This is a genomic window from Acinetobacter calcoaceticus (assembly GCF_900520355.1).
GTDB classification, from domain to species: domain Bacteria; phylum Pseudomonadota; class Gammaproteobacteria; order Pseudomonadales; family Moraxellaceae; genus Acinetobacter; species Acinetobacter calcoaceticus_C.
This window is the reverse complement of sequence record NZ_LS999521.1, coordinates 3492412-3518794: the sequence shown is the minus strand read 5'-3', so window position 1 is coordinate 3518794 and position 26383 is coordinate 3492412. Positions and strand designations below refer to the sequence as shown.

The window sequence follows — 26383 nt, the reverse complement described above, 5'->3', positions numbered from 1 at the left end:
TAGGACTCCTCAATACTTAAAGGTGGCAACCGTCATATTCAGAAATTCGGTGCTGCCGTGAGTGTTTTAATCCATAGGCGCAAATATGCTATTGTGCCTTTTATCGTTTTGGCTAGTATAGTTTTAAACCATGATCTAGCCAATTGGCTGAGTCGTCATATTTTTTCGTCAGCAAGGCATAAACTATGGTAAATCAAAATAATTCCCCATCGGATATGGGAAAAATACCGTTATCTGATGATAAAAACTTAATGAACATTGCACAATACTTAAAAGGTGTACAGCAAAGTCACAAAAGGTCAATTCCACCTTTAGAGCAGTGGCATCCAAAGCATTGCGGCAAAATGGATTTGACGGTTAAAGCCAATGGAGAATGGTGGCACGAAGGTCAATTAATTAAGCGCCAAGCCCTATTAGATCTATTTACCAAAGTCCTATGGAAAGAAGAGGGTAAATTCTACCTGAAAACCCCCGTAGAACAAATTGAAATTGAGGTCGAAGATGAACCTTTATTAGTCAATCAGGTAGATCAAGTTGAAATTTCAGGTGAGCAGTTTTTACAACTGACCACGACGAATCAAGATGTGATTTTGGTCGATGCTGAACATCCAATTTTTATGCGTGAATATGATGGGGAATTGCGTCCTTATGTGCATGTGCGTTTTGGAATTAATGCCCTTATTCAACGCCAGTCTTTTTATCACTTAGTGAACTATGGAACACTGATTGAAAATGATAAAGGTGAAACCGTTTTAGAGTTAAAAAGTGGTAATTTGCTCTTGCAATTAGGCACTTGAGGTTTAAGCTTTAGGAAGTGAAATTTTCTGACACTTCAGTACAGCCATGACAGCCATACAACCCCTATTTACCGATCTAGAACCTATGCCTAACGCATCTGCTGATGCTCCAATTGGTATTTTTGACTCGGGAATTGGCGGAATGTCGGTTGCAGCAGAAATTGCCAGATATTTGCCAAACGAACGCATTGTGTATTATGCCGATACAGCTTATGTTCCTTATGGCCCACGTTCCGATGACGAAATTAGAGAACTTACTGCTCGTGCTGTTGACTGGTTATACCGTCAGGGTTGCAAAATTGCGGTGGTTGCCTGTAACACTGCTTCAGCATTTAGTCTTGACCATTTACGTGAGCATTATGGCGAACACTTCCCAATTGTTGGGTTAGTTCCAGCATTAAAACCAGCAGTCTTACAAACCCGTTCTAAAGTGGTTGCCGTGTTGGCGACACCTGCTACTTTTCGTGGACAACTCATTAAAGATGTTGTTGAAAAGTTTGCTATTCCAGCAGGTGTTAAAGTGATGACTTTAACCAACCTCGAACTTGTTCCTTGTGTGGAAGCAGGGCAGCAAATGGGAGAGGCATGTTTAAACGCATTAAAAGAGGTTTTACAGCCTGCCGCAGAGCAAGGAGCAGACTATTTAGTGCTCGGTTGTACTCATTATCCTTTCTTAAATGAAGCAATTCATCATCTTTTTGATAACCAATTCACACTGGTTGACTCTGGGTTGGCAGTAGCCCGACAAACAGCCCGTATTTTAATAAAAAATGCGTTATTATGTGACCAAATAGGTCAGAATGTTGCACGTATTGAATGTTATGTCAGCGGCAATAATGCCGAGGCATTGCAACCTGTTTTACAAAATATGATTCCACAAGAGTTAACTTGGACACTTCATAATCTGAATTGATCTTTTGAGTATCATTTAGAAAATAGTGTTTTTTTAGATTTATTATTTTATTTGGGGCGGTTCATGATCTTGGCTGATATTAAGTCACGAACAGATCATGGGGCGAAAGGGTATTGTTATGCTCGATACACGCTATCAGATTTTTATTTCAACGTCTGGCCGCGATATGCAGCCAGAGCGCATGGTTTTGTCTCAAACCTTGGTAGGGATGGGTTTCTTTGCCTGGGGATTAGAACATCGAACACCTTTAACCACTACACTTGCACGTCGACAGATTGATGAATGTGATTATGTAATCCTACTTTTAGGCAGTCAGTATGGAGAACAATCGATTTCTGGTGTGAGTTATTTGTCTTTAGAATATGAATATGCGTTAAGTCAGGCGAAACTGATTATTGTGTTCATGCATGAACAGCCAGAAAATCGTGAAATAGATTTACAAGAAACACATCCACAACTTAAAGATAAATTTCTCGCATTTAGAAAAAAATTATTACATGAAGCAGAGCATATTTTTTACTTTAAAACGCCACGTGAACTTGAGTTGGTCATTCGTTTAAATATCCCTTTAATGATTGAACAATATGGGGGACAAGGCTGGGTTCCTACACATCAAGCCCATCAGTTAGAAGATGAGATTAAATTATTAAAAAGTAAAATTTTGCAGTTAGAACAGCGATTAAGCGAGCCATTAACACAGTTAAATGAAGTTGCACCGCAAGATATTTTTGCATTTGAATATCAGATTCAAGCATTTCAGGATGGCAACTTTAAAGAGCTTAAACGACAACGGCAAATGACGTGGTCTCAGTTGTTAAGCGTGCTGGCAAAGCGCTTTGAAACAGCGATGCCAGAAGAGAATTTTGCAGCTTGTCTGAATGAATATTTAAATCAGGCTGGCTTAGAAGATGCTCGTCAGGAATTACCTCGTGCGCATGCGGTTGCCTGTGCGCAGATTAATCATAAGGCACTGTTCCGAATTAAAAATCAAATGCAATCACAAGGCTGGATTGTCCCAACTCAAACTGAACAATCATATGGGCTATGGAAATTAACCACTAAAGCTCAAAAGATATTGCTGAGCTATAAATGGAATCATCGGGGCATTCGATTAAAAGCTTAGAGCGATTCAATTTATATATGACACTGAAAACTGTTACATTAGTGTCATAAGATGAACTGAAAGGCATTTACACATGTCGTTTGAACAAAAACCGAAAGTTACTGTCATTTTAGCGAATTTAGGCACACCAGATGAGGCGACTGTGCCTGCGGTGCGCCGTTTTTTAAAACAGTTTTTATCTGATTCACGTGTGATTGAAATACCGAAACTGATCTGGTGGATTATTTTAAATCTGTTTGTTTTACCTTTTCGCCCGAAAAGAGTAGCGCATGCCTATGCTTCAGTATGGTCAACAGATTCGCCAATGCGTGAAATTGTGTTTGAGCAAACTAAACGTGTGCAAGCTTATTTAGAACGTGAAAATAAACAGTTTGATTTAACTGTTTTACCCGCAATGACTTATGGGAATCCTGGCATTGATAAGGTTCTGGAAAAGTTAGCGGACAATCCACAAGAACATGTCATTTTATTACCTTTGTTTCCTCAATATTCTGCAACATCTACAGCGCCGTTATACGATGCGTTTGCCAAATGGATTCCTAAACAGCGGAATTTGCCGGGGCTGACAATTATTAAAGACTATTATCAGCATCCCATGTTTATTCAGGCATTAGCCGAAAGTGTTTTAGTCTACCAAGAGCAGCATGGTAAGCCTGAAAAACTATTGATGTCTTTTCATGGGATTCCACAGCCATATGCAGACAAAGGTGATCCTTATGCAGACCGTTGTCGCATCACAGCAAAGCTGGTGGCCGAAGCCTTACATTTAAAAGATGATGAATGGGCAATTAGCTTCCAGTCCCGTTTTGGAAAACAAGAATGGGTGAAACCTTATACCGATCAGCTTTTACAAGATTGGGCGCAGCAAGGTGTTAAGTCTGTTCAGGTGTTAAGTCCAGCTTTTTCTGCCGATTGTCTAGAAACGCTTGAAGAATTAGCGATTCAAAATGCAGAGCTATTTCAACAAGCAGGTGGTGGGAGTTACGCTTATATTCCTGCCTTAAATAGCGATCAGGCTCATATTGATTTGCTTGCAGGATTAGTTCAGGCTAATCTTGATGCCCTTACCCATACCTTAGCCCACCGTTAATTGTGTTTTAGCCAGAGGTTTTTATGCTGCAAGTCAAAATTGTTCCCGTTACTGCATTTGCTCAAAATTGTTCCCTCGTTTGGGACAGTGAAACGAAAGAAGCAGTTTTGATTGATGCTGGTGGTGATGCTGCTATTTTGAAAAAAGAAGTTGAAAATTTAGGCTTAAAAGTAAAAGCACTTTGGCTGACTCATGGACATTTAGACCATGCTGGAGCGGTAGGTGAGCTTGCCAAAGAATGGAGCGTTCCAGTTATTGGTCCACATAAAGAAGATCAGTTCTGGCTAGATATGATTCAAGAAGTATCAGCACGTTACGGCTTCCCAATTCCGCAACCTGTCAAAGTCGATCAATGGCTTGAAGGTGGCGAAGTGCTAAAACTTGGTGAAGATGAGTTTGAGGTGCGCTTTGCACCGGGGCATACGCCAGGACATATTGTTTTCTATAATAAAAACCATGGCTTACTTTGGACGGGTGATGTTCTGTTTAAAGGTTCGATTGGACGAACAGACTTCCCGCGTGGAAACCATGATCAGTTGATTGAATCGATTAAACGTGAATGTTTTAGTTTGCCAGATGATACTCAGTTTATTTCTGGACATGGTCCGATGAGTACCATTGGCTATGAAAAACAATTTAACCCGTTTGTCGCGGGTAAAGCAGGTTAATCCTCATAATCATCTTCATTTTGACTACCCTTGTCTTGCTGAGGAGCATCTTGGGTAGGCAATTTATATTCATCGTTTGCCCAAGCTCCTAAATCAATTAATTTACAGCGTTCTGAGCAAAACGGACGAAACTCATTACCTTCCCAAACACTTGGTCCACCACAACGTGGGCAGGGGAATGTACGTGGCATAGGGCAATGTCCTTCATTGTGAAAAGAAATAGATTAGGCAAAAGTCAGGTGTCTTGGTAGACTTGTGCCGATTTTTATTTAGTTTGATGTGATTATGCCGATTCGTCAATTTCAAGCACAACGTATGCAAGCGCCTCGCGATTTTACCCCAATTGAAAATACTCCAATTTGTGTAGAAATTGGTGCAGGTAAGGGTAAACATGCTTTGCTCTTTAGCGGGCAACACCCACAGTATACGTTATATGCAATTGAACGAACCCGAGAAAAATTCTTGGCAATGCAAAAGCAGCATAGTTTGGAACCAAGAGATAATTTGGTGCCTGTACATGCAGATGCTTTACCTTGGGTTGTACACGCTTTACACCCTGTTCAAGTTGAACATTTTTTTATTCTCTACCCAAATCCAGAACCACATAATCCGGCACAGCGCTGGTTGAATATGCCATTTTTTGAATTCTTAATCTCACGCCTGCAAACAGGTGGAACCATTACATTGGCAAGTAATATTCCTGAATATATTGAAGAAGCAGAACATCAGTTATTAAATGTGTGGAAACTGCCTTATCAAAAAGAAAAAATTGCTCAAACGTCTGCACGTACTCATTTTGAAATTAAATATTTAGAACGTGGCGAGCTTTGTCAGCAACTCATTATGACCAAGCCTGAAGGCTACAGCACACGTTTTGATGAGTTTGCACCATTGCAAGGGCAAGTGCATGGCGAATAAGCGGGTTGCCATTATCGGGGCAGGCCCAGCAGGTCTTATGGCTGCTGAAGTGTTAAGCCAATATGCTTATGAAATTGATGTGTATGAGCAAAAACCCTCAGCTGCACGTAAGTTTCTCATGGCTGGTAAAACAGGTTTAAACATATCGCATGCTGAACCTTTAGCACAGTTTATTGAGCGTTATGACCATGTTGAATGGTTGAGACCGTGGGTTGAAAAGTGGGGTGCAGTCTGGATTCAAGACTGGATGAAAAGTCTTGGAATTGAATCTTACGTTGGCAGCTCGGGTCGTATTTTTCCTGTCGAAATGAAAGCAGCGCCTTTACTGCGTGCTTGGCTAAAACGCTTGGCAGAGCAGCAAGTTAAATTTTTTTATCGTCATCGTTGTATTGATTTACAAGGTACAGCAGTGACTTTGGAAAATCAGAATAATCAAAACACTGAAACTTTTACCCAGCAATATGATGCGGTCGTGTTGGCTTGTGGTGCTGTGTCGTGGTCTCAATTGGGCAGCGACGGAGCTTGGCTACAATGGATTGATCCATCTAATATTGAGCCTTTCCAACCGAGTAATGCAGGTGTTTTACATGCATGGTCGTCTTTTATGAGCGATTGTTTTGGTGAGCCGTTAAAGCGTGTACATGCATGGGTTGATCCAAGTCAAATTGTGCAAGGTGATATTGTAATTACCCACTATGGTTTTGAAAGTGGTGTGATCTATAAACTGGGCCGAGCCTTACGAGAACAACAAAAACAAGAACAAAGTTTAAATCTATTTTTAGACTTATTACCCGATGTTGAATTAAGCCAGCTTATAAAAAAATTACAGGCTGGAAAAAAGCAATCTTTGACGAATATCTGGCGAAAGGCAGGATTAGATACAGCTAAAATTAACCTCATTCGTGAAATAGTTGATAAAGCTTTATGGAATCAACCGGAAATAATGGCTGAGCAGATCAAGTCATTAAAAATAGCCTTAGATGGTTTTAGACCTATTGAAGAAGCGATTAGCTGTGCTGGGGGTATTAAACAAGAGGCACTGTCCGAAAGTTTAAATCTCAAACAAATATCAGGTGTATTTTGCTGCGGTGAAATGCTGGATTGGGATGCGCCTACTGGCGGTTATTTGCTTACGGCATGCTTTGCCACAGGGCGAGCCGCGGGAGAGGGTGTGCATTCATTCTTGGAGCGATAAGCGCTTCATTTTGCGCTTTGTTTGATATGTGAAAAGTGTTAGTTTTGAACAATCAATAATAATAGGAACGATGAGAACATGTCTCAAGTATCACCAGTCTATCAAGGAAGTTGTTTATGCCAAGGTATTCGCTATGAAATTAAAGGCGATATCGGAGATATTATTCAATGTCACTGCCAACGCTGTCGTAAAGCAAATGGCACTGCCTTTGCGACCAATGCTCCTGTCAAAAGTGAAGACTTTAAAATCACTCAAGGTGAAGACTTAGTCAAAAAATTTGCTGTGGAAGGTGTGTATCGTTGGTTCTGTAGTGAATGTGGTTCACCTTTGATTAGCTCTCGTGATGGACAGCCTGAACTTTATCGTTTAAGAATTGGTACTCTTGATACACTATTAGACCAAAAACCGACAATGCATATTTTTGCTGCTTCAAAAGCAGAGTGGGAATGTATTCAGGACGATTTACTTCAATACGCTGAACGCCCATGAGTTGAAAAGAGTATTTCAATCAACTTTTAGTTGTTTTAAGATACTGATCAAGGGGAGATGGCATTCCTCCCTAGAAAAACCGCCGTATTGGCTAATGATGCCTACGTGATCCTCATATATTTATATTGTTAGGTGCGTAGGTTATTGCGTACTCGGCCATTTTGGGAGTACGCGATGTCAGTTTATCCTTCATGCTTTTTTGCTCTTTTAGCGCCTATCTAAAGGGGTAGTCCTATGTATTATTCTCTACTTTCAATTGCTTTAGGTTCTGTTCTAGGGGCATGGCTGCGTTGGTTTTTGGGCTTAAAGCTCAACTCGATTTATCCGCAAATTCCACTTGGCACCGTCACTGTTAATTTAGTCGGTGGTTTTATTATTGGTTTTGCGATTGCCTATTTTGCTCACAGTGATTTAAGTCCAAATTATAAACTTTTTGTGATTACTGGTTTTTGTGGTGCTTTAACCACTTTTTCTACATTCTCAATTGAGATTGTGACTTTATTGCAAAGTGGTAAGTTGGGCATGGCAATGCTGGGAATTTCCATTCATTTGATTGGATCGTTAATTTTTACGTGTTTGGGGTTGGCGACTTATTATTGGGTAGCAGGCAACTGAGTATTTGAATGTTTTAGGACAGAATATACAGCCTCTGTTTTATAATATTCTCCAACACCATTTGTATAGGCATACCTTACTTTTGAAAGATCAAAAGTAAGCAAAAATCTTTTGTTTCGCTGATGCTACATCCTTATAGCACAGCGAAACAGTGGCATCCTTGCCGCTTGTCACGATAGTAAATAACTAATTATTATTTAAATTTTAAAAAGAAAATTATCTGATTTATTCTTTGATTTGATACGCGTTAAAGTCATCAACAGCCTGACTGAAATCAGAGATATATTGTTTTTGCAAAATATTGGATAAGTGCAAACAGATAATAGGTTCTGTTAATGAAAATGGTTTTGCCTACTTTTCCCAAAAGAAAAGTAGGTCGAGCCGAAGGCTAATCTAGGTATAAAATCTAACTGAAAAAACTCTGTTGTGACAATCCTATGATTTGAGGCATTAGCTACTAAAGCTTATTACTTTTCAGCTAAAGCCTGACCTTCAAACTTCACACCATCCCAACCATTTTGCATAAACTGGCGAATATTTTGATGATCAGTCCCCTCTGGTGTAGCCAATACAGATGCATAGTGTTCTGCAAATAAACTCAAAGTTTGTGCTTGGTCTAAACCTTGTAACTTGGCAAAAGAGAAAACTTTTGCACTGCCTTGATTTTCAGTAGCAGCGTTATGCTGTGCGCCATTTTGAAAAGCTGTTGGAGTATGTTGGTAGCGGGCTTCAATATGAGCTAAAACGTCTGAAAATTTTGCTGTGCCTGCTTGTAATTGGGCAAGTAATTCTTGTGCCATTATCTTAAAACTTCCTATCAAATGAGGGTTTAAGCATAGCATCGAATAAAAGCTTTGGAAGCTTGCCGAATACAAAAAATTGATAAGTTGTGAGAAAAATAAGAAGAGTTTTTATACAAGTTGTGGATAAGTTCTCTTTTATACACAATATAAAAAGGACGAAAAAACGGACATAAAAAAAAGAAGCCTAAGTGGAGGAGATAGTCTTAGGCTTCCAATGATTTAAGTGTATTGGTCAAATCTTAACGTAAGATTAACTCTTACGATTAAAGCGAGCGAAGCGTTTATTAAAGGTTGCAACACGACCTTCATTGCTGGCTTGGCGTACTTCACCTGTGTAGAAAGGGTGTGATGCACTTGAAATATCAAGGGTGACATAAGGATAGACTTGTCCTTGATATTCTTTAGTTTGCTTCGTCTGAATCGTACTACCAATTACGAAATACGCATCTGCATTAGTATCATGAAATAACACTTGTTGATAAGCAGGATGAATATCTTTACGCATGAGAGATCTCCTAATTATTTTTGAATACAGAAATGTTATAACATAACATTAGGTAAAGTCAATGCATCTAGTGAGGAGTGCATTGGGAAAAGTTATGGTGTAGGTGGAACGAGTTCTTCGAACAGATCTTTTAGATTGTCGTGTACTTTTAAGTGAATCAAATTCCAGTAGTGACCCGAAATTGTACGATTTACCATGAGCGTATCTGGAGATGGTTTAAAGACATCCCAATATTTTAATGATTTTTTCACGAGTAACATGCCATCATGATGTGATGAGTTTTCAGCAAAATCATAGGTTGTGGTTAAAGGACGTAATAAAATTTCAATCCAGAGCTTATATAAATCACTCGGGAATTTATCTTTTTCAACAATGGAATGTAAGGCTACAAGTTCTGTTTCAAGCAACTCAATATTTTCATGACGCGCTGCATTTACCAGATGTTTAAAGTTTTGCACAATTTCATTTGAAAGTGTTTTAACACTGCCATAGTCATAAATAATGACACTACCATCTTGGCGGAAAGCGAAATTACCAGGGTGAGGGTCACAGTGAAAACGTTTTAAAAAGAACATTTCCTGACCTAAAGCACGAATGAGACGACGTCCAATGGCATTTCGAGTTTCGATAGGCCAAGAGCTCGCAGTTTCAATACTTTCACCTTGTTCGAGGCTGAGTGTCAAAATACGTCTTGAAGAATAATCTTTATAGACCGTTGGAATAATAATTTTGTCGTCTAGTTGGCTATGGAATATTTTAAAAACTTCAAGGTTCTGAGCTTCAATTTCATAGTTGAGTTCTGCTGAAAGGCTGTCTTGAATTTCTGCAAAAAGCTGATCTTGCAATTTTTTATCAATTTTAAGTACGCCCATTAAACGCAGTGCTAGACGTACTTGTTTTAAATCGCTTTCACAGGCTTCATCAACGCCAGGATATTGGACTTTAACTACGACTTGTTCCCCACTAAGAAGAACTGCTTTATGAACCTGCCCAATAGAAGCTGCGGCAAAAGGTTCACTATCAAAAGATTTAAACGCAACATTAAGTGGCTTTCCAAGTTCTTTTTCGACTTGTTGTTGAATAGCGGCAAAAGGAACTGCTGGGGCTTGGCGTTGTAGTTTTGAAATTGCTTTGGCTACTTCGGGCGGGAAAATGTCTTTATATTGTGAGGCAATTTGCCCAACTTTCATGACCGCGCCTTTCATTTCACCTAAGGTGTCGGCAATTTGCAAACCAATATCTTGAAATAGTTTGCTTTTTGCAGCCAGTTTCTGATCTTCGTCTGCATTAAAGTTTCGGATCGAATTAGAAACGGTTTTTGTTGCAATGCTCGCGGTCATCCCTGCAAGTTTCATAAAACGTTTGCCAGGTGAACTTGCATTCTTTGCCATATCTTCGATACCTCGTTAACTACAGCATAATACTGCGTAGTTTTGATCATAGGTGACAAAGCTTAAAAAGCCTATACGAAATTGTTTATCTCATGTAAGAAAATTTTCGAAAAACAAAATGTTATTTTTATAGTAAAAAATATGAAAAGCTTTTGAATATTCATTTCATAAACAAAGCTTTAATAACTATAAGAGGTGTGTTTTTTTGATGCTAAGGTGAATGTCATGTTAGATAAGAATAGAGATAACAAAAGTTATGACAAGTTTAAATTCGGCCCATGGGCGTTCTCAAGCGGTTCCACTGTCTGTGTTTGAGCAATCGAAAGATGCACATATTATTCGTTCTGATGAAGAAGCCATTGAGCTTGCCAGACAACTTGCCCAAGAGTTTGCTCAAGAGGCATCTGCTCGGGATAAAGAGCGCCGTTTACCCTTAAATGAAATTCAACAATTCTCACAAAGTGGCTTGTGGGCGATTACGGTTCCTAAGCAGTTTGGGGGCGCGCAAGTTAAATATCGGACCTTGGCTGAGGTGATTAAAACAATTGCGAGTGTTGACCCATCTCTGGCCCAGCTTCCACAAAATCACTTGGCTTTTATTGAACATTTACGACTTGATGCAGCTCCAGAACAACAACAATTCTTCTTTAATTTAGTGTTAAAAGGCATTCGCTTTGGCAATGCTTTTTCTGAAAAAAATAGCAAAACGGTTGCAGATCTCACTACAACATTACGAAAGACCGAGCACGGCTATGAAATTAATGGCAAGAAATTCTTTGCAACGGGAGCATTACTTGCACATTGGATTCCAATTGTGGCTGTGAATGAAGAAGGGCAACCTTATGCTGCTTTAGTGCCACGTGAAACATCGGGAGTTAATATTATTAATGATTGGTCTGGTTTTGGGCAACGTACCACCGCGAGTGGCACAGTTGAGTTAAACCAAGTGCCGGTACGTGAAGAATATTTAGTTCCGATTTATAAAGCGTTTGAACGACCAACACCAGCAGGTGCAGTTTCTCAGTTTATTCAAGCCGCAGTAGATGCGGGTATTGCGCGTGGTGCAATTGAAGAAACAATTCACTATGTCAAAAATCATAGCCGCCCATGGGTCGACTCAGGTTTGGAAAAAGCGAGTGATGACCCTTACACGATTGCAAATATTGGTGATTTAAAAATAAAACTACGTGCAGCAGAAGCGGTATTAGATTTGGCAGGAGATGCGATTGACCAAGCGATTGCCGACACGACAGAAGAGCTTGTAAATCAGGCCACGCTTTTGGTTGCCGAAGCAAAAGTATTAACCACAGAAGTTGCCATTTTAGCTGCCAATAAGCTTTTTGAGTTGTCAGGGACACGTTCCACTTTGTCTGAACTGAATCTGGATCGCCATTGGCGTAATGCTCGTACTCATACTTTGCATGATCCGGTACGTTGGAAATATCACCTTGTAGGGAACTACTATCTCAATGGTATTTATCCACCCCGTCATGCTTGGAGCTAAATTGAAGAAAATAGGATTAGGAGAATAACGATGACAATAATACAAATTGAAGTAGAAGAACTATCTCTAGGGGCCGACTATGAGAAAGTGGCAAGCAGATTTCGGCCGATTTTTGAAAAGATTGCCCAAGGTGCAATTCAACGTGAAAAAGAACGAATCTTACCTTTTGAACCCATTCAGTGGTTAAAAGAGGCGAAATTGGGTGCTGTACGAGTACCGGTTAAATATGGTGGAGATGGGGTGTCATTGCCACAGCTTTTCCAGCTTCTAGCTGAGCTTGCGCAAGCAGACTCGAATATTGTGCAAGCTTTGCGTGGACACTTCGCTTTTGTTGAAGACCGCTTAGTTGCCCATAAAGAACATTCGCAAGATGTTTGGTTTCAGCGTTTTGTACAAGGTGATTTAGTCGGAAATGCATGGACAGAAGTTGGTAATGTACAAATTGGTGATGTGGTTACACGAGTCACTAAAGATGCTTCGGGTAACTTGGTGGTGAACGGCGAAAAGTATTATTCAACTGGAAGTATTTTTGCGGACTGGATCGACTTATTTGCTTATGATGAAGTGAATGATCGTCATGTGATTGCCGCTATTTACCGCCACGAAACGGGTGTGAGTGTTATTGATGATTGGGATGGTTTTGGGCAAAAAACCACGGGTAGCGGCACCTTAAAAGTACATCAAGTTCATTTACCAGCTTCGCACCTCATTCCATTTGATCAACGTTTTAAATATCAGACCGCTTTTTATCAGGTCGTGCACCTTGCAACTTTAACAGGAATTGCGCAGGCAGCCGTGGAGACGTTTAGTCAGGAAATTCGTGAACGGAAACGTATTTTTAGCCATGGTAATGGAGACTTAGTTCGCCACGACCCGCAAGTTTTACAGGTGGTGGGTAAAGCCTCTGCTCAAGCTTATGCGAGCCAAGCAATTACCGTAAAAACAGCAGAAGCACTACAAAAGGCTTATGAAAGTCACTTTAGTGAGTTAGAAGTGAAAGAGCATCAGTTTAATGTAGATGCTGAGCTTGAGTCCGCGCAAGGGCAGGTGGTGATTTCTAACTTGGTACTGGATTTAACCAGCCAATTATTTAATGCTTTAGGCGCATCGGCAAGCAGTCAGGTTAAACAGCTAGATCGCTTCTGGCGTAATGCACGAACAGTATCTTCACACAATCCACTCATCTATAAAGAAAAAGTAATTGGAGATTGGGAGGTGAACCGTACAGATTTACCGTTTGTCTGGCAAATTGGAGCAAGCCCAAGAGCCAAATCTGCATAGTAAAAAAAAAGCCGATATTTCATCGGCTTTTTTATTAGGTTTGGCTTAAACGTTTGGTGTTTAAATAGAGCCTTGAAAGTAATAACACACAGGCAATGCTTAAACCAATAATCAAGCCTAGCCATACACCAGCTACGCCCCAATGAGTATAACGCGCTAAATAAAGTCCAATAGGGAAAGCAATCACCCAATATGCCATGAGTGTAATCCACATCGGTGCTTGAGTATCTTGCATACCTCTTAAACAACCTGCGGCACTCACTTGCAATGCATCCATCAACTGATATGCCATTGCAAACCAGAGTAAATACATCGCAACAGGAGCTACGGTTAAGTCTTGAGTATAAATCGAGATAATTTGTTCACGGCATAGAGCAATAAAAGTCATGGTTAATATGGCAAAAAATATTGCTGTGCTGAGACCAATCTTTTGTACCTGATACATTGCAGCCCAGTTCTTTTCACCATAATAAGTACCGACACGGATGGTTAAGGCAATGGCTAGCGAAAGCGGAATCATAAACAGCACAGAGGTAACGGAAATTGCGACTTGGTGTGCAGCAATAAACACTTCACCAAGTGGGCTAAGGACCAATGCACCTGTACTAAAAATACTAATCTCAAAGAACACAGCTAAACCGATTGGTAGACCAAGCTGTAAAATTCTTTTAACCCAAGTCATATTAATTTTATCAAATCGGCCAAAAATAGACGTGTTTCGATAAGCTGAGGCTTTATAAATATAGCCAGCTAAAGTAATCAGCATGAGCCACTGTAAAATGGATGTTGCAAAACCACAGCCCGCGCTACCTAATGCAGGTATTGGTCCTAATCCATGCATAAAAATCATGTTAAGCGGAATCAACACAACTAAAGCTAACATGCTAATAGCTGTGACAGGGCGTGGATGGCCTAAAGCCTCTGAATAGCCACGTAGCGCTGCGTACATGGTCACAGCTGGCATACCTAAGCCAATTGCATGCAAGAATAGGCTTGCTTTAGGTCGTAAGCTCTCTGGTACACCGAACACGTGTAAGAAAAAAGGCATAAGCTGCAAAATGAGCATTGCCAGTACACCTAAAATGACAGCAACCCACAATGACTGACGAACAACGACAGGAATCTGCTCTGTATTTCTTGCGCCTTTTGCTTCGGCTACCAAGGGTGTAGTTGCAATCATAATGCCGCTGAACAGGAGCATGATTGGAACCCATAAACCGACCCCTACAGCAATTGCTGCTAAGTCGGTTGCGGATAAATGGCCTGCCATAATGGTATCAATTAACCCAAAGCCTGCTTGAGCAAACTGGGTAATTAAAATCGGTAGCATTAAGTGGAAGAGTTGTTTTAATTCAGACCGAAAAGACGTGACATTCGACACAAAAGGTACTCTTTATCAATATACAAATGAAGCTACCGTTGCAAAGTGAGTAAAACACCGACAAAAATGATGATCCCACCAAGAAACCGTTGCCATGTAACAGGTGTCTTTTCTGTACCTAACCAGCCAAAGTGGTCAAGCAACATTGAAATAACGATTTGCCCAAAAACGACTAGCCCTGTAAAGGTTAAAAAACCAAGTTTAGGTGCAGTATAAATGCTCATGCTAATTGCATAAACCCCAAGAAATCCTCCAGTCCAAAGAAGCCAAGGAATATTGGATATTTCACTTAAAGTGGGTTTCTCGGCGCTTTGAAAGAAAACCATAATAGCCAAAACAATAGTTCCCACAAAAAATGATAAGAGCGCTGCTTGTAATGGCGAGTGTAATTGTTCTCTGAGCTGTGCATTAATAGCAGTTTGAAAAGCCATGGCAACACCAATTCCCATAGCTAGGGGTAAAAACAGGAAGAGTTGACTAGAGAATTTCATCATTTTTATCAGTATTTAAGTATGTTTAAAATTAGTCTAAAGCAATTAAGGTATGTTTTCATAAGCCCATTGATGCAGTCATGTTAAAATAGAAATATTGTGTAAATTGGGCTTGCTCCTTGGCTGTATTAAATCCTGCTTCTATTCCTTTATCTTTATATATCCACATGCCTTGGTGCGTGCGTAAATGTCCATATTGTGACTTTAACTCGCATGCCGTACCAGATGGAGCACTTTCGTCAGAACTCGAGCAAACCTATTTAAAAGCGTTGGTCGCCGATTTTGAAACTCAACTAGAAATGGCACAGGGGCGTTTAATTCACAGTGTATTTATTGGTGGTGGTACCCCTTCACTCATTTCGGCACAGGGTTACGTCTGGCTGTTTGAACAGCTTAAGTCGCTGCTCAAATTTGAAGATGGCTGTGAAATTACCTTAGAAGCCAACCCAGGAACAGTAGAGCATGACCCATTTGCAGGATATTTAGAAGCTGATATTAACCGCTTGTCTATTGGCGTACAGAGTTTTAATACCGATCATTTGCAAAAGCTTGGTCGTATTCATTCAGCAAATAATGCTATCGATGCGATTCAACAGGCAAAGCAAGCTGGCTTTAAGCGGGTGAACGTCGATTTAATGCATGGTTTGCCTGAGCAAACGCTAGAGCAGGCACTTTATGATTTAAAAGTTGCTGTAGAGAATGGGGCAACTCATATTAGTTGGTATCAACTTACTATTGAGCCTAATACGGTTTTCTTTCGTACCCAGCCCGTTTTGCCGCAAGATGAAATGCTAGAAGACATTCAAGAGCAGGGCGAGGCATATCTTAAGGCAAATGGTTTTATAAACTATGAAGTTTCGGCATGGCGTAAAGAGCTGCCTTCAACACACAACTTAAATTATTGGGAATTTGGCGATTATCTTGCGATTGGTGCAGGTGCACATGGCAAAGTTACACGACCAGATGGAGTGTACCGTTTCCAAAAAACTCGTTTGCCGAAAGACTATTTAGCCAAGGTTCCAGCTGAACATTTGCAAATGAAAAAGATTGAGGCAACAGAGTTACCTTTTGAATTTATGATGAATGCTTTGCGTTTAAATGATGGGGTAAAAGCTGAGTTATATGAACAGCGTACAGGCTTAAGCTTAGATAGCATAAATGACGTACTAACATCGCTGCGAGCTAGAAAACTATTGGTAGATGATATTTCTCGTTTAGCCTGTACAGAGCAGGGGCATATTTTCTTAAACTCAGTGCTTGAAGAATTTTTATAATGAAGCAAAGCAAAAGCCGCATCATAAGATGCGGCTTTTTTATTTTAGCGAGTCGTATAACCGCCGTTTGCAAAAATTGTTTGGCCGGTAATCCACCAACCATCTGTGACCAAGAAACGGATTAAAGGCTCAATATCTTCAATTTTGGTGAGCCCACCTAAAGCTGAAGCTGATTTATGGTAAGCCACCGCCTCGGCAGATTCCTGTCCATAAAAGAAAGGTGTATCCATAGGACCCGGTGCAACAGCAGTCACAGAAATCTGACGGTCTCCAAATTCTTTTGATGCAGCGCGAGTGTAATGCTCAACAGGCGCTTTTAAACCTTCATAGGTTGAATACAGCCCAGTGTAAGCTGCAAGAAGAGAAGTAACGATTGAACAGATTTTTCCGCCATCATTTAAATGACGACCAGCCGACTGAATAAAGAAATAGGCAATTTTTGAGTTGATATCACTCATGCTATCAAACTCTTGTTCGGTGGTTTCCAAGAAGGATTTTTTCAAAACCTTTCCAACCGTATTAATGGCAATATCAATTCCACCAAAATGCTGTTTGGTGTCTATAAAGAGTTTTTCTATATTATCAATATGGGTTAAGTCTGCCTGAATTAAAACGGCATCTGCACCTAATGCTTTTACATCTGCTAAGGTTTGTTCTGCATCGGCCTGAGTTTCCGAACTATTGTAGTGAATTGCGATTTTTGCACCTTGCTCTGCAAATTTACGGCTAATGAGTCCACCTAAGTTTTTTGCACCGCCTGTAATCAATACAACTTTATCTTTGAGAGTATGAGTTGTCATGATGATTGTTCCTATGATGACTTGTTCTAATGTGTTTTTAGTCTAGATTGGCGGTAATTTTTGATCAATTATGCTAGTTTGGTTTAACTATTCAGAAAACACGAACAATTAAATGGATCGGTTGCAGCAATTTTTTATTTTTACAGAAGTCGCTAAACGACAAAGTTTTAGTGAAGTGGCAAATCAGCTTGATTTACCTCGTTCGACAGTGACGAGTGCAATTCAGCAACTTGAAACGCACTATGGTGTTCGGCTATTTCATCGGACCACACGCAAAGTAAGTCTCACTCAAGATGGACAAAGAATACTACCTGAATGTCAAAATCTATTATTTGACTATGAACAGCTCGAACAACTCATACAGACACAAAAGCAGCATTACCGTGGCACGCTAAAAGTCTCTATGCCTAGCCGAATTGTGCATCAAGTCATTATTCCTGAACTTCCCGATTTTTATAGCCGCTATCCAGATATTCATTTACAACTGAATAGCTCTGATGACATCACTGACTTGATCGAGAAAGGGATTGACTGCGTTGTTCGGGTGGGGCAGTTAGATAATAGTAGTTTGATTGCGAAGTTCGTTGGCAACTTGATTATGGTGAACTGTGCAAGTCCCAATTATTTGGAACAGTACGGTATGCCTGAGCAATTAGAAGATCTCTCTCAGCACAAACTCGTTAATTACGCAGGAGCCGTAGGGGAAAAACAAGGCGTATTTTTATATCAAGATGGAACAGTGATGATGGACAGTGCGTTGAGTGTGAATAATACAGAAGCGTATGTTGCAGCGGCCTATGCTGGCTTGGGGATTATTCAACTTCCATACTATGATGTTCAGGAGAAAATTGAACAAGGAACTTTGGTTGAAGTACTAAGCGCACATACGCCTCAATCTTTGCCACTCAATATTTTATATCCGAACCGAAGTTATATTCCTAAACGTTTAGAAATCTTTATGAACTGGGTTAAAGACATTTTATATAAGAAATGCATCGTCATCTTTTAGTCATGAAATTAAAATAAGATAACAATAAAAAAAGCCTCTCGCAGTGAGAGGCTTTTTAGAATTTGGTGGGTCGTCCGCGATTCGAACGCGGGACCAACGGATTAAAAGTCCGCTGCTCTACCAGCTGAGCTAACGACCCAAATAGGTTCAAAACAGATAAGTGGTGGGTCGTCCGCGATTCGAACGCGGGACCAACGGATTAAAAGTCCGCTGCTCTACCAGCTGAGCTAACGACCCTGAACAAACATTCAAACAATGTTTGAATGTGAAGTGCAAGATAACTAAAAGTTTTCTAACACCACCTTTGTTTTGATGTCGCGTATTTTAGCAAGTTATTCAACTAACACAAGAGGTAAATCAAAAACATTTGCATGATTGCCTATAAAAAGCACGATTTTCTCTTGTTTAGCTAAAAAATGAACTAAAAACGATATTTATATGCCTGAATGTTGTCAAAAATCTCAGTTGTGACATCACAATAGCTGTTCGCACCAGGTAATAAAGCGAGTAAACGTTCAGAAGTTTTGCCTGGATTAAACGAATCTTCCTTCAATTTATTCTTTTGATATTTAAAAGTACCTGTTGTTTCAACTTTAGCTTGCACACGTAAAAACACGGGTACTGCGTAAGCCGGTAGGCATTTTTTAAATATAGTGACCATTTCTGTTAAATCAGACTCATTTAATTCGGCACCATCAGCAAGTGTGATTGCTGCCATACCAGCACGACCATTGGTATTTGGAATTTCTACACCATAGACCACCGCTTCAGCGATCTTGTCATATTCACAAACCATGTTCTCAACTTCAGTCGTAGATACATTTTCGCCTTTCCAACGGAAAGTATCTCCTAAGCGGTCAACAAACTGGGCATGACGGAAACCAATATTACGAACAAGATCACCTGTGTTGAAATATGAGTCACCTTTTTTAAAGATATCTTTCATAATCACAGATTTATTCTTTTCTGGGTCTGTATAGCCGTCAAAAGGCGAACGACTGGTAATTTTACCAACTAGCAAACCGATTTCACCTGCTTTAACTTTTTTACACCAGCCATTTTTATCGCGTACAGGCTCATTCTTTTCTTTATCAAACTGAATGACCGCGTAGGGCATAGGAGAGAAGCCTACGGTGTTATTGAAATTGAAAATATTACTAAATCCGACATTGCCTTCACTTGATGCATAAAGCTCAAGAACTTCTTGAACACCAAAACGTTGTTTGAACTTATCCCAGATGTTTGGACGCATGCCATTGCCGATCATTTTGGTTACACGGTGAGCACGGTCAATTTCTGTAGTAGGAGCGTCCATTAAGTAGCGACAAAGCTCTCCTACATATCCAATTGCAGAGGCATTAAATTTCTGAACATCTTTCCAGAAAGCACTGGTTGAATATTTACGTCGAATTGCAAGGGTAGAACTTCCTGCAATCACTCCACACCAGCAAACGACGACACCCGTTGCATGATACAGCGGTAAAGTTACATACATCACATCATCTGGGCCAAGATTTAAAATGTGGCCATAGGTGCCATATGCGAGCGTCCAGCGACTGTGTTTGAAAATAACAGCCTTTGGTAAGCCAGTAGTGCCTGAGGTATAAATATAAAACAGGCCATCGCTCCCATGAACAGACTGGGTAGTCGATGGGTTAAATTTTGGAAATTGATCAATTTCTATTGCAAGATTGGCATAACCTTGAGGCGCTATTCCCGCATCTTGACGGGTAGCCTGATCTGCAAACCAATGGAAACGGTCTTTAGGAACATTGAGGTCCTGACGAATTTCATCAATTACCGCCCGAACTTCTTCACCTGCAATGACGGCAATTGGTTTGACCAGATTGATACTATGAGCGAGAACCTTACCTACTTGAGAGGTATTAACAAGCGCAATAGTTACCCCAATTTTAGCTAAGCCTACAATAGTAGCAATAAGTTCAGAACGGTTCTCAACCATTACGGCAATCACGTCACCTTTACGTGCGCCAAGAGAGAGATAGTAATGAGAAATCTGGTTAGCCCATTCGTTTAAAGCTTCATATGAGTAACTTTGATCTTCAAATAATAATGCAATACCTTGCGGATTTCGCTTAACAGCTTTTTCAAAAGCTACACCCAATCCCGTTGGGGTATTTGCTGTTCTTAAGTAAGCCTGTTTAAGACCATTCAGGATATGGGGTACCTTGGGGATGAAGCTAGGAAGTCTTGTTGCAACATCACCAAGCGTAATGATATCGGTCTGTGTTGTCTGGCTCATATCAATCCTATTTATTTTTCGATCAATCCAAAAAAGGTTGCGTTGGCAAAAGTACAGTATTTTTCATGGTTCACCATGCTTTTAAAACTTTTCTTCTAGTGCAATCAACCTAATTGGTTAAAAATAACAAAAAAAACCTAGTCATCGAAATGACTAGGTTTGTTTAAATTAGCTGCAATTGAGCAAATGATTTACTCAGCTACAGGATTTGCTTTCTTTGGTGGACGACCACGAGGACGACGAGGAGGACGATTTGGTTTGTCCAGATCAGCCTTAGAATCTTCTGATTCAACCTCTGCATTAGCTTCTACTGGTGCTACAGCTTGTTCAGTGGCTGCTTTGGCTTTTGCTCTCGGTTGTTTCACAGCCGGAGCTTCAACCACAGTTGTCGCTGGTGTTTCTTCTACGCTTGTTTCACTTTGCGCTACTTCAGTTACCTGATCAAGCTCAAGCGGTTGTTGTTTTGACTCAACAGGTGCTTGCGTTTCAGCAACAGGAGCAACAACAGTTTCTTCAACAACCGGAGCTACAGGAGCGGCTTCTTCTGGTGCAGAGTGTTGTTGTTTAACTTGCTCAAAAGCTTGTTCAGCAGCAAGTTTTGCTAAACGACGGCGCTCACGTGGATCATTAGCAACACGTGGTGTCGACTCTTTTTGTGGCGTCAATGCAAGTACAGGCGCAGGCTCTGCTTCTTGTGATGGTTTGTTGCTTGGAAGCTCTGCATCACGAGTAACAGGCTTCTTGTCTTCAGCATCAGACGCGACTTCTGTTACTAGAGTGCTTGCGTACTGTTCGGCAAATTTCAGCAATGCACGATTAAACGTTGGGACTAAACCAAACTGTTCAATCAATACTGTGCAGTCTTCACCATAAACATGACGAATCAAGCTACCAATTGTGTATTGCGCCAAAGTTGGAATTTGCGATGGGGCAATAGACGGTACCGCAGCTTTAGCACGTTTTGCGTTGCGTTGTTCACGGCGACGCATGCGAGGGTCATTACTCGCACGTTGAATTTGCGGTTGATTTTTGTTGTCTGCCGAAGGAGGAGTAGTTTCTTTTGCTTCAGCAGTTACTACCTCTTCTACAACAGCAACAGGTGCTGGAGCCGACTCTTGAACGACTTCAACAACAGGTGCTGTTTCAGTACGTTTTTTAACAGGCTGCTCAGGAGTTAAAGCGATAATTTCGCTTTGTGCCTGATCAACATTAATCACTAAGGCTGTATTCATGACTTCATGCTTTGGAGCATCAATCAGATTAACCTTAACTTGTTTCTCATCAACAATTACTGGTGCCGCCGGCGCATTTTGATTTTCATTCAATACGCTTGGATCGCGGTGGCGATTTGGACGATTCGGACGTTGTTGATTATTACGGTCACGACGCGGCACGACATTTTCAGTTTGTTGTCCATCATTTTGTTGTTGTGGATGTGGCTGATCAGTGTGCGGACGTTTTTGTTGACGTTTTAACTCACGTTGTTCTTGACGTGATAACTGTACAACTTCTTCATGAACCTGTTGTGGTTGCTGCTGCTGTTGTGGCTCTTGAGTATGGTGATGTTGTTCACGTTGCTCTTTGTGCTTACGTTTTTTGTTGTTTGGACGTTGTTGTACTTTCTCGTCTTTTTCAACATTCTCACGAACTTCCTGTTTAGCAGGAGATTGCGAAATATAAGCATTGTTAGATGGCGCCGAAACAACTTCAGCAACTGCTGGTACTACAACTTGTCCAAACTGGCCACGGCTTACAGCGCCAGTATTCACCATTTGTTCAATTGTCGCAGCAGCATTTTGAGCCGAGCGAGATTGGTCAACAGTTTTAGCTTGTTTTTGAACAAAAAGATTCTCTAACCATGCACAAGGGCTTGCTGCTTTTTGAGTGCTTGGTTGAGCAGCAGAAGGTTGAGCTGATTGATTTACTTTCTTTTGAGCAGTGGCATTGTTTGCAGCAGGAGCTGCATGAGCATGGCCATGATCTGCTTCTTCTAAATGCCATTCAGAAGATTCATAACCTAACTCTTTCTCGCTTGAACGAGTTGCTTCAGTACGCTCATAGCTAGATGGTGCAAAGCCATCTGGATTGTACTGAATTTCATAGTGAGGTGTTTCTAAGTGTGGGTGAGGTAAAATAGTCACACGAACACTAGAGGTTTGCTCTAAATAAACAAGGCTATGTCGTTTTTCATTGAGTAAGAACGCTGCAATTTCAACAGGAACTTCTACTTGTACTTCACCATGACGTTCACGAAGTGCAATTTCTTCGACTTTACGCATAATTGAAAGCGAAAGTGAACGTAAGTCACGGACCATACCTGTGCCATGACAGCGTGGGCAAACATATCCAGTTGCTTCTTCAAGTGATGGACGTAAGCGTTGACGGCTCATTTCCATTAAGCCAAAACGAGAGAGTTGGCCAAACTGGATGCGCGCACGGTCGCTTTGTGTTGCTTCACGAAGTTTTGCTTCAACCATGCGTTGGTTGCGTTCTTTAGTCATGTCAATAAAGTCGATCACAACTAAACCGCCAATGTCACGAAGACGAAGTTGGCGAGCAATTTCTTCTGCTGCTTCTAGGTTTGTATTTAGTGCAGTTTCTTCAACGTCATGTCCACGAGTCGATTTCGCAGAGTTAATATCGATTGAAACTAAAGCTTCAGTCTGATCAATTACGATTGAACCACCAGAAGGAAGTTTTACTTCACGCTCGTAAGCAGTTTGAATCTGGCTTTCAATACCAAAATGTGCAAACAATGGCTCATTTAAAGTATAAGTTTTAAGCTTGTCTAATTGACGAGGCATTACTGCTTTAACAAAGTTATAAGCTTCGTTATAGGCCTGTTCACTATCAATTAAAATTTCTGCAACGTCATCACGTAAGTAATCGCGAATAGCACGAGTGACTACACCAGCTTCTTGGTGAACAAGCATTGGAGACGGGCCAGAACTTGCTGTGCCTTGGATTTGTGTCCAAAGGTCAAGCAAGTGCTGTAAATCTAACTGTAACTCTTCTTGAGTACGGCCAATACCTGCGGTACGCACAATAACGCTCATGCCACGAGGTAAATTTAAAGAAGCTAAAATTTCTTTTAATTCTTCACGTACAGAACCTGAAATTTGACGGCTAATACCACCGCCTTTCGGGTTGTTTGGCATAAGAACCAAATAACGTCCTGCAAGTGAAATGAATGTAGAAAGGGCAGCGCCTTTGTTACCACGTTCTTCTTTTTCAACCTGAACTAGTAATTCAGTACCTTCAGTGATGAGTTCACGAATGTTTGAAGTTTGTCGCGGGTCTGCCTGGAAATAGCTGTTCGCAATTTCACGCATAGACAAAAAGCCTTGACGGCCTGCGCCATATTCGACAAACACAGCTTCTAAAGAAGGTTCTACGCGGGTTACATGGCCTTTATAGATATTGGATTTTTTCTGTTCTCGGGTACGATTTTCTAAATCAAAATCGTAAAGACGATTACCAGTGATAAGTGCAACGCGGACTTCTTCTGCGTGAGTTGCATTAATCAACATACGTTTCATGGGTGTGACACCTAATAGTGACCCACACAAACATATCGCACAAACTTAAAGGTTCTGAACGAACATCGAACATGACGGATCATTTCCCAGATCTCAAAATATTTGTGGTCTGAGTCATCTGTTACCGGCTACATTTAGCCTGAACTTCGATTCTCGTCTGTGATGTAGGCAATACTGCTTCAACCTTTAAATCGGACTTCCTTAGTGCTTCACTGGCGGGTGAGCGGTACATTGGTTAATGACTTTCACTGTCATTGTGCGCGAAGTGACTTCTTTTTAGAAGTTTGATACGGAATGTTCATCGTATCGGTGCTTTCGGCAGTTCCAATGCATCAACGCTTTAGCCTGAAGGCAACATTAAGGAGCGATTTGTCTGATGTGTATCAGTTTACGTTCCATAACCAACTAGAGTTGGTAACATATTTTTTTGAACAAACTGAATTAAACGCAACAGTTTGTCATTTTGCCGATATAATAAGCCTTCGGCGTCGGCATAATTCTTTAGGACCTATCCGAGCTGATGGTGAAAGCATCATTTTGATTGAGGTTTCAATCAGGGAAATTCCCTATTAGATGTTCACTTACGGCGGTATCCGTGCGCTGACTATATCAAACCTTGCAGCATCTGCCTATGGGCTAAGCTTAGATTTCTTGTGAAAAAACTAAGCTAAACGGTCATTTATTAATCAAATTTAGCAAAATTTCAGGTTTAAATATTAGTATGAATTCTACACAGCAATGGCAAAGTGTCACTTGGTTTGAGGTGGATGAACATCAAGCAGGACAAAGAATTGATAATTTCCTGTTCTCGCGTTTAAAAGGTGTACCTAAAAGTCGTATTTATCGTTTGATTCGTGAAAGTCAGGTTCGAGTCAATAAAAAACGTGTTAAAGCAGAGACTAAACTTGAGATTGGCGATCAGATTCGTGTTGCTCCAATTCGTTATGAACAAAAAGATGAAACAGCCGCTCCCGTCAGTGACAATGTAGCACAAAGCTTATTAAGCCGTATTGTCTATGAAGACGAAGGGCTATTAGTTGTTAACAAACCTTCAGGTATTGCTGTCCATGGTGGTAGTGGTATGGCATATGGTTTGATTGAGGCACTCCGCGCAGCGACTGGCAAAAAATATTTAGAACTTATTCATCGTATTGACCGTGATACTTCAGGTCTGGTCATGATTAGTAAAAAACGAAGCACATTAAAACAACTACAAGATATGTTGCGTGAGCACAAAATTCGTAAAACCTATGCTGCGATTGTTAAGGGGCAGGTGAGCCTAGATAAACAACTGATTGATGCGCCTTTATTGCGGTATGAATTGGCAAATGGCGAGCGTCGTGTACGTGTGACTAAAGATGGTAAACCAAGTAAAACTGAATGGGTTGTAGCAGAGCGCTTTAAAAATGCAACATTAATCCATGCGTCACCTTTGTCAGGTCGTACTCATCAGATCCGTGTGCATGGTTTAAGCATTGGGCACCCGTTGATTGGTGATGATAAATATGGACACACTACTGTGTACACTGGCCCTGAAGCCCGCCGTCTATGCTTACATGCGATGCGTTTAGATATTCCGGGTTATCCATCAATTGAAGCGCCGTTACCAGAAGATATGACCCAGTTATTAAAGGCTTTGAGAGTGGCAAAATGAGTCTAAAAACCGAATTAGTTATTTTTGACTGGGATGGGACTTTATATAACTCTGTTGGACAGATTGTTGCGAGCTTACAACATGCTGCAGAACAACATGAATTGCCTTTAACCAATGAAGCAGCAAAAAGCATTATTGGTTTAGGCTTGCCCGAAGTTATGCAAACCTTATTCCCAGAAGCACCTGAGTTACATGATTCAATTTTAAAAGCATATGGCGATCATTATATTGCCAATTCTACAAATGACGCATGGTTCGATGGTGTTGCTGAGCTATTACATGATTTAAAGGCTCAAGGTTTAAAACTTGCAGTTGCAACGGGTAAAAACCGTCGTGGGTTAGATCGCGTAATCGCAAAAACACAGAGTACTCATCTTTTTGATGTGACTCGAGCAGCCAATGAAACTCGATCGAAACCCGATCCACTCATGTTGCAAGAAATCTTAACAGTCACTGGAGTGAGTGTTGAGCGTGCTGTAATGATTGGTGATAGTAGCTATGACCTTGAGATGGCCCAGCGTTTAAACATGCCACGAATTGGTGTCGGTTATGGCGTTCATTCGGTTGAAGTGCTACAACAATTCAAGCCTTTAACAATTGCCAAAGATGTTAAAGAGCTTCATCGCTTCCTAAACGGTTATGCTCAGTTACCTGCTATAGATTTAGTGTAATTTAAAGCG

General features: G+C 40.7%; 24 protein-coding genes, 2 tRNA genes, 1 pseudogene and 1 riboswitch. Of the genes and pseudogenes, 16 read left to right on the top strand and 11 right to left on the bottom strand.

Annotated elements, in window-relative coordinates; genetic code table 11:
- Positions 1-185 precede the first annotated feature (185 nt).
- From AC2117_RS16865 to AC2117_RS16845, 5 genes are all read left to right on the top strand, one after another.
- Positions 186-797, top strand: a complete 612-nt coding sequence (locus tag AC2117_RS16865) for a DUF1285 domain-containing protein (RefSeq protein ID WP_133975608.1) — start codon at positions 186-188, stop codon at positions 795-797.
- A gap of 46 nt (positions 798-843) precedes the next feature.
- Entirely contained in the window at positions 844-1710 is an 867-nt protein-coding gene (murI, locus tag AC2117_RS16860; protein WP_133975606.1) for a glutamate racemase, read from the top strand.
- A gap of 118 nt (positions 1711-1828) precedes the next feature.
- Positions 1829-2833, top strand: coding sequence for a DUF4062 domain-containing protein (locus AC2117_RS16855; protein ID WP_133975604.1), 1005 nt, complete (start codon positions 1829-1831; stop codon positions 2831-2833).
- Positions 2834-2906: 73 nt separating this feature from the next.
- On the top strand, positions 2907-3923 hold the full coding sequence (gene hemH / locus AC2117_RS16850) for a ferrochelatase (RefSeq protein ID WP_133975602.1): 1017 nt from the start codon (positions 2907-2909) through the stop codon (positions 3921-3923).
- Between the two features lie 23 nt (positions 3924-3946).
- Positions 3947-4591: an MBL fold metallo-hydrolase gene (locus AC2117_RS16845; RefSeq protein ID WP_133975600.1), complete on the top strand. Its 645-nt coding sequence runs from the start codon at positions 3947-3949 to the stop codon at positions 4589-4591.
- On the opposite strand, the gene AC2117_RS16840 is transcribed toward AC2117_RS16845, so the two are convergent.
- Positions 4588-4782, bottom strand: coding sequence for a DNA gyrase inhibitor YacG (locus AC2117_RS16840; RefSeq protein ID WP_042894610.1), 195 nt, complete (start codon positions 4780-4782; stop codon positions 4588-4590). The two genes, AC2117_RS16845 and AC2117_RS16840, sit on opposite strands and share 4 nt — an antisense overlap.
- Positions 4783-4870: 88 nt before the next feature.
- Here AC2117_RS16840 and AC2117_RS16835 point away from each other — a divergent pair, with 88 nt between their 5' ends.
- The 5 genes and pseudogenes from AC2117_RS16835 to AC2117_RS19245 form a co-directional block, all read left to right on the top strand.
- Positions 4871-5509: an SAM-dependent methyltransferase gene (locus AC2117_RS16835; RefSeq protein ID WP_133975599.1), complete on the top strand. Its 639-nt coding sequence runs from the start codon at positions 4871-4873 to the stop codon at positions 5507-5509.
- Complete coding sequence (locus tag AC2117_RS16830; RefSeq protein ID WP_133975597.1) at positions 5499-6704, top strand: TIGR03862 family flavoprotein; 1206 nt, start codon at positions 5499-5501, stop codon at positions 6702-6704. The genes AC2117_RS16835 and AC2117_RS16830 overlap by 11 nt, the downstream gene beginning before the upstream one ends.
- 78 nt (positions 6705-6782) lie before the next feature.
- Positions 6783-7193, top strand: coding sequence for a GFA family protein (locus tag AC2117_RS16825; protein WP_133975595.1), 411 nt, complete (start codon positions 6783-6785; stop codon positions 7191-7193).
- Positions 7194-7237: 44 nt separating this feature from the next.
- Positions 7238-7304: riboswitch (Fluoride riboswitch) on the top strand.
- A 123-nt stretch (positions 7305-7427) separates the two neighbouring features.
- A complete protein-coding gene (gene crcB / locus AC2117_RS16820; protein ID WP_133975593.1) occupies positions 7428-7808 on the top strand; it encodes a fluoride efflux transporter CrcB in 381 nt (126 codons plus the stop codon).
- A gap of 213 nt (positions 7809-8021) precedes the next feature.
- Positions 8022-8117, top strand: a pseudogene (locus tag AC2117_RS19245) (hypothetical protein); the annotation flags it as partial.
- A gap of 158 nt (positions 8118-8275) precedes the next feature.
- Here AC2117_RS19245 and AC2117_RS16810 read toward each other — a convergent pair.
- The 3 genes from AC2117_RS16810 to AC2117_RS16800 all read right to left on the bottom strand — a co-directional run bounded on the left by AC2117_RS16810 (position 8276) and on the right by AC2117_RS16800 (position 10507).
- Positions 8276-8608, bottom strand: a complete 333-nt coding sequence (locus AC2117_RS16810; RefSeq protein ID WP_016144213.1) for a HopJ type III effector protein — start codon at positions 8606-8608, stop codon at positions 8276-8278.
- A gap of 253 nt (positions 8609-8861) precedes the next feature.
- Entirely contained in the window at positions 8862-9116 is a 255-nt protein-coding gene (locus AC2117_RS16805; protein WP_042894627.1) for a type B 50S ribosomal protein L31, read from the bottom strand.
- 92 nt (positions 9117-9208) lie between these two features.
- The gene (locus AC2117_RS16800; protein WP_133975591.1) at positions 9209-10507 is read right to left on the bottom strand and encodes an ABC1 kinase family protein; all 1299 of its coding nucleotides are present in this window, start codon (positions 10505-10507) and stop codon (positions 9209-9211) included.
- Between the two features lie 256 nt (positions 10508-10763).
- On the opposite strand from AC2117_RS16800, the gene AC2117_RS16795 reads away from it, so the two are divergent.
- A complete protein-coding gene (locus tag AC2117_RS16795) occupies positions 10764-12011 on the top strand; it encodes an SfnB family sulfur acquisition oxidoreductase (RefSeq protein WP_133975588.1) in 1248 nt (415 codons plus the stop codon).
- Between the two features lie 30 nt (positions 12012-12041).
- Positions 12042-13292 carry a monooxygenase gene (locus AC2117_RS16790; protein ID WP_133975587.1) on the top strand — a complete coding sequence of 417 codons (1251 nt, stop codon included), beginning with the start codon at positions 12042-12044 and terminating at the stop codon, positions 13290-13292.
- Between the two features lie 34 nt (positions 13293-13326).
- Here the strand turns inward: AC2117_RS16790 and abeM are convergent, their stop codons facing one another.
- The gene (abeM, locus tag AC2117_RS16785; protein WP_197730944.1) at positions 13327-14673 is read right to left on the bottom strand and encodes a multidrug efflux MATE transporter AbeM; all 1347 of its coding nucleotides are present in this window, start codon (positions 14671-14673) and stop codon (positions 13327-13329) included.
- A gap of 32 nt (positions 14674-14705) precedes the next feature.
- A complete protein-coding gene (locus tag AC2117_RS16780; protein ID WP_042894640.1) occupies positions 14706-15167 on the bottom strand; it encodes a DMT family transporter in 462 nt (153 codons plus the stop codon).
- A 116-nt stretch (positions 15168-15283) separates the two neighbouring features.
- On the opposite strand from AC2117_RS16780, the gene hemW reads away from it, so the two are divergent.
- A complete protein-coding gene (gene hemW, locus AC2117_RS16775; RefSeq protein WP_133975585.1) occupies positions 15284-16438 on the top strand; it encodes a radical SAM family heme chaperone HemW in 1155 nt (384 codons plus the stop codon).
- Between the two features lie 44 nt (positions 16439-16482).
- On the opposite strand, the gene AC2117_RS16770 is transcribed toward hemW, so the two are convergent.
- Positions 16483-17238, bottom strand: coding sequence for an SDR family oxidoreductase (locus AC2117_RS16770; RefSeq protein ID WP_133975583.1), 756 nt, complete (start codon positions 17236-17238; stop codon positions 16483-16485).
- A 112-nt stretch (positions 17239-17350) separates the two neighbouring features.
- Here AC2117_RS16770 and AC2117_RS16765 point away from each other — a divergent pair, with 112 nt between their 5' ends.
- Entirely contained in the window at positions 17351-18247 is an 897-nt protein-coding gene (locus AC2117_RS16765) for a LysR family transcriptional regulator (RefSeq protein WP_042894645.1), read from the top strand.
- Between the two features lie 63 nt (positions 18248-18310).
- Here AC2117_RS16765 and AC2117_RS16760 read toward each other — a convergent pair.
- The 4 genes from AC2117_RS16760 to AC2117_RS16745 form a co-directional block, all read right to left on the bottom strand.
- Positions 18311-18386, bottom strand: a tRNA-Lys gene (locus AC2117_RS16760).
- Positions 18387-18408: 22 nt separating this feature from the next.
- A tRNA-Lys gene (locus AC2117_RS16755) sits at positions 18409-18484 on the bottom strand.
- A gap of 184 nt (positions 18485-18668) precedes the next feature.
- Positions 18669-20510, bottom strand: coding sequence for a long-chain-acyl-CoA synthetase (locus tag AC2117_RS16750; protein WP_133975581.1), 1842 nt, complete (start codon positions 20508-20510; stop codon positions 18669-18671).
- Between the two features lie 191 nt (positions 20511-20701).
- A complete protein-coding gene (locus AC2117_RS16745) occupies positions 20702-24049 on the bottom strand; it encodes an Rne/Rng family ribonuclease (RefSeq protein ID WP_133975579.1) in 3348 nt (1115 codons plus the stop codon).
- A 721-nt stretch (positions 24050-24770) separates the two neighbouring features.
- Here AC2117_RS16745 and AC2117_RS16735 point away from each other — a divergent pair.
- Together AC2117_RS16735 and AC2117_RS16730 are read left to right on the top strand one after the other, a co-directional pair.
- A complete protein-coding gene (locus tag AC2117_RS16735) occupies positions 24771-25703 on the top strand; it encodes an RluA family pseudouridine synthase (RefSeq protein WP_075431255.1) in 933 nt (310 codons plus the stop codon).
- Positions 25700-26374 (top strand): HAD-IA family hydrolase, encoded by a 675-nt coding sequence (locus tag AC2117_RS16730; RefSeq protein ID WP_133975577.1) that lies wholly within the window; start codon positions 25700-25702, stop codon positions 26372-26374. The genes AC2117_RS16735 and AC2117_RS16730 overlap by 4 nt, the downstream gene beginning before the upstream one ends.
- The last annotated feature ends 9 nt before the right edge of the window (positions 26375-26383 follow it).

Bases quoted from the DNA above. Each gene is read 5' to 3' on its own strand.
- AC2117_RS16795 (WP_133975588.1), top strand. From the start codon at position 10,764: ATGACAAGTTTAAATTCGGCCCATGGGCGTTCTCAAGCGGTTCCACTG.
- AC2117_RS16730 (WP_133975577.1), top strand. From the start codon at position 25,700: ATGAGTCTAAAAACCGAATTAGTTATTTTTGACTGGGATGGGACTTTA.
- hemH (WP_133975602.1), top strand. From the start codon at position 2,907: ATGTCGTTTGAACAAAAACCGAAAGTTACTGTCATTTTAGCGAATTTA.
- crcB (WP_133975593.1), top strand. From the start codon at position 7,428: ATGTATTATTCTCTACTTTCAATTGCTTTAGGTTCTGTTCTAGGGGCA.
- AC2117_RS16745 (WP_133975579.1), bottom strand. From the start codon at position 24,049: ATGAAACGTATGTTGATTAATGCAACTCACGCAGAAGAAGTCCGCGTT.
- AC2117_RS16800 (WP_133975591.1), bottom strand. From the start codon at position 10,507: ATGGCAAAGAATGCAAGTTCACCTGGCAAACGTTTTATGAAACTTGCA.
- AC2117_RS16735 (WP_075431255.1), top strand. From the start codon at position 24,771: ATGAATTCTACACAGCAATGGCAAAGTGTCACTTGGTTTGAGGTGGAT.
- AC2117_RS16765 (WP_042894645.1), top strand. From the start codon at position 17,351: ATGGATCGGTTGCAGCAATTTTTTATTTTTACAGAAGTCGCTAAACGA.
- AC2117_RS16770 (WP_133975583.1), bottom strand. From the start codon at position 17,238: ATGACAACTCATACTCTCAAAGATAAAGTTGTATTGATTACAGGCGGT.
- AC2117_RS16830 (WP_133975597.1), top strand. From the start codon at position 5,499: ATGGCGAATAAGCGGGTTGCCATTATCGGGGCAGGCCCAGCAGGTCTT.
- AC2117_RS16840 (WP_042894610.1), bottom strand. From the start codon at position 4,782: ATGCCACGTACATTCCCCTGCCCACGTTGTGGTGGACCAAGTGTTTGG.
- AC2117_RS16750 (WP_133975581.1), bottom strand. From the start codon at position 20,510: ATGAGCCAGACAACACAGACCGATATCATTACGCTTGGTGATGTTGCA.
- AC2117_RS16805 (WP_042894627.1), bottom strand. From the start codon at position 9,116: ATGCGTAAAGATATTCATCCTGCTTATCAACAAGTGTTATTTCATGAT.
- AC2117_RS16825 (WP_133975595.1), top strand. From the start codon at position 6,783: ATGTCTCAAGTATCACCAGTCTATCAAGGAAGTTGTTTATGCCAAGGT.
- AC2117_RS16780 (WP_042894640.1), bottom strand. From the start codon at position 15,167: ATGATGAAATTCTCTAGTCAACTCTTCCTGTTTTTACCCCTAGCTATG.
- AC2117_RS16855 (WP_133975604.1), top strand. From the start codon at position 1,829: ATGCTCGATACACGCTATCAGATTTTTATTTCAACGTCTGGCCGCGAT.
- AC2117_RS16865 (WP_133975608.1), top strand. From the start codon at position 186: ATGGTAAATCAAAATAATTCCCCATCGGATATGGGAAAAATACCGTTA.
- AC2117_RS16810 (WP_016144213.1), bottom strand. From the start codon at position 8,608: ATGGCACAAGAATTACTTGCCCAATTACAAGCAGGCACAGCAAAATTT.
- AC2117_RS16845 (WP_133975600.1), top strand. From the start codon at position 3,947: ATGCTGCAAGTCAAAATTGTTCCCGTTACTGCATTTGCTCAAAATTGT.
- murI (WP_133975606.1), top strand. From the start codon at position 844: ATGACAGCCATACAACCCCTATTTACCGATCTAGAACCTATGCCTAAC.
- AC2117_RS16790 (WP_133975587.1), top strand. From the start codon at position 12,042: ATGACAATAATACAAATTGAAGTAGAAGAACTATCTCTAGGGGCCGAC.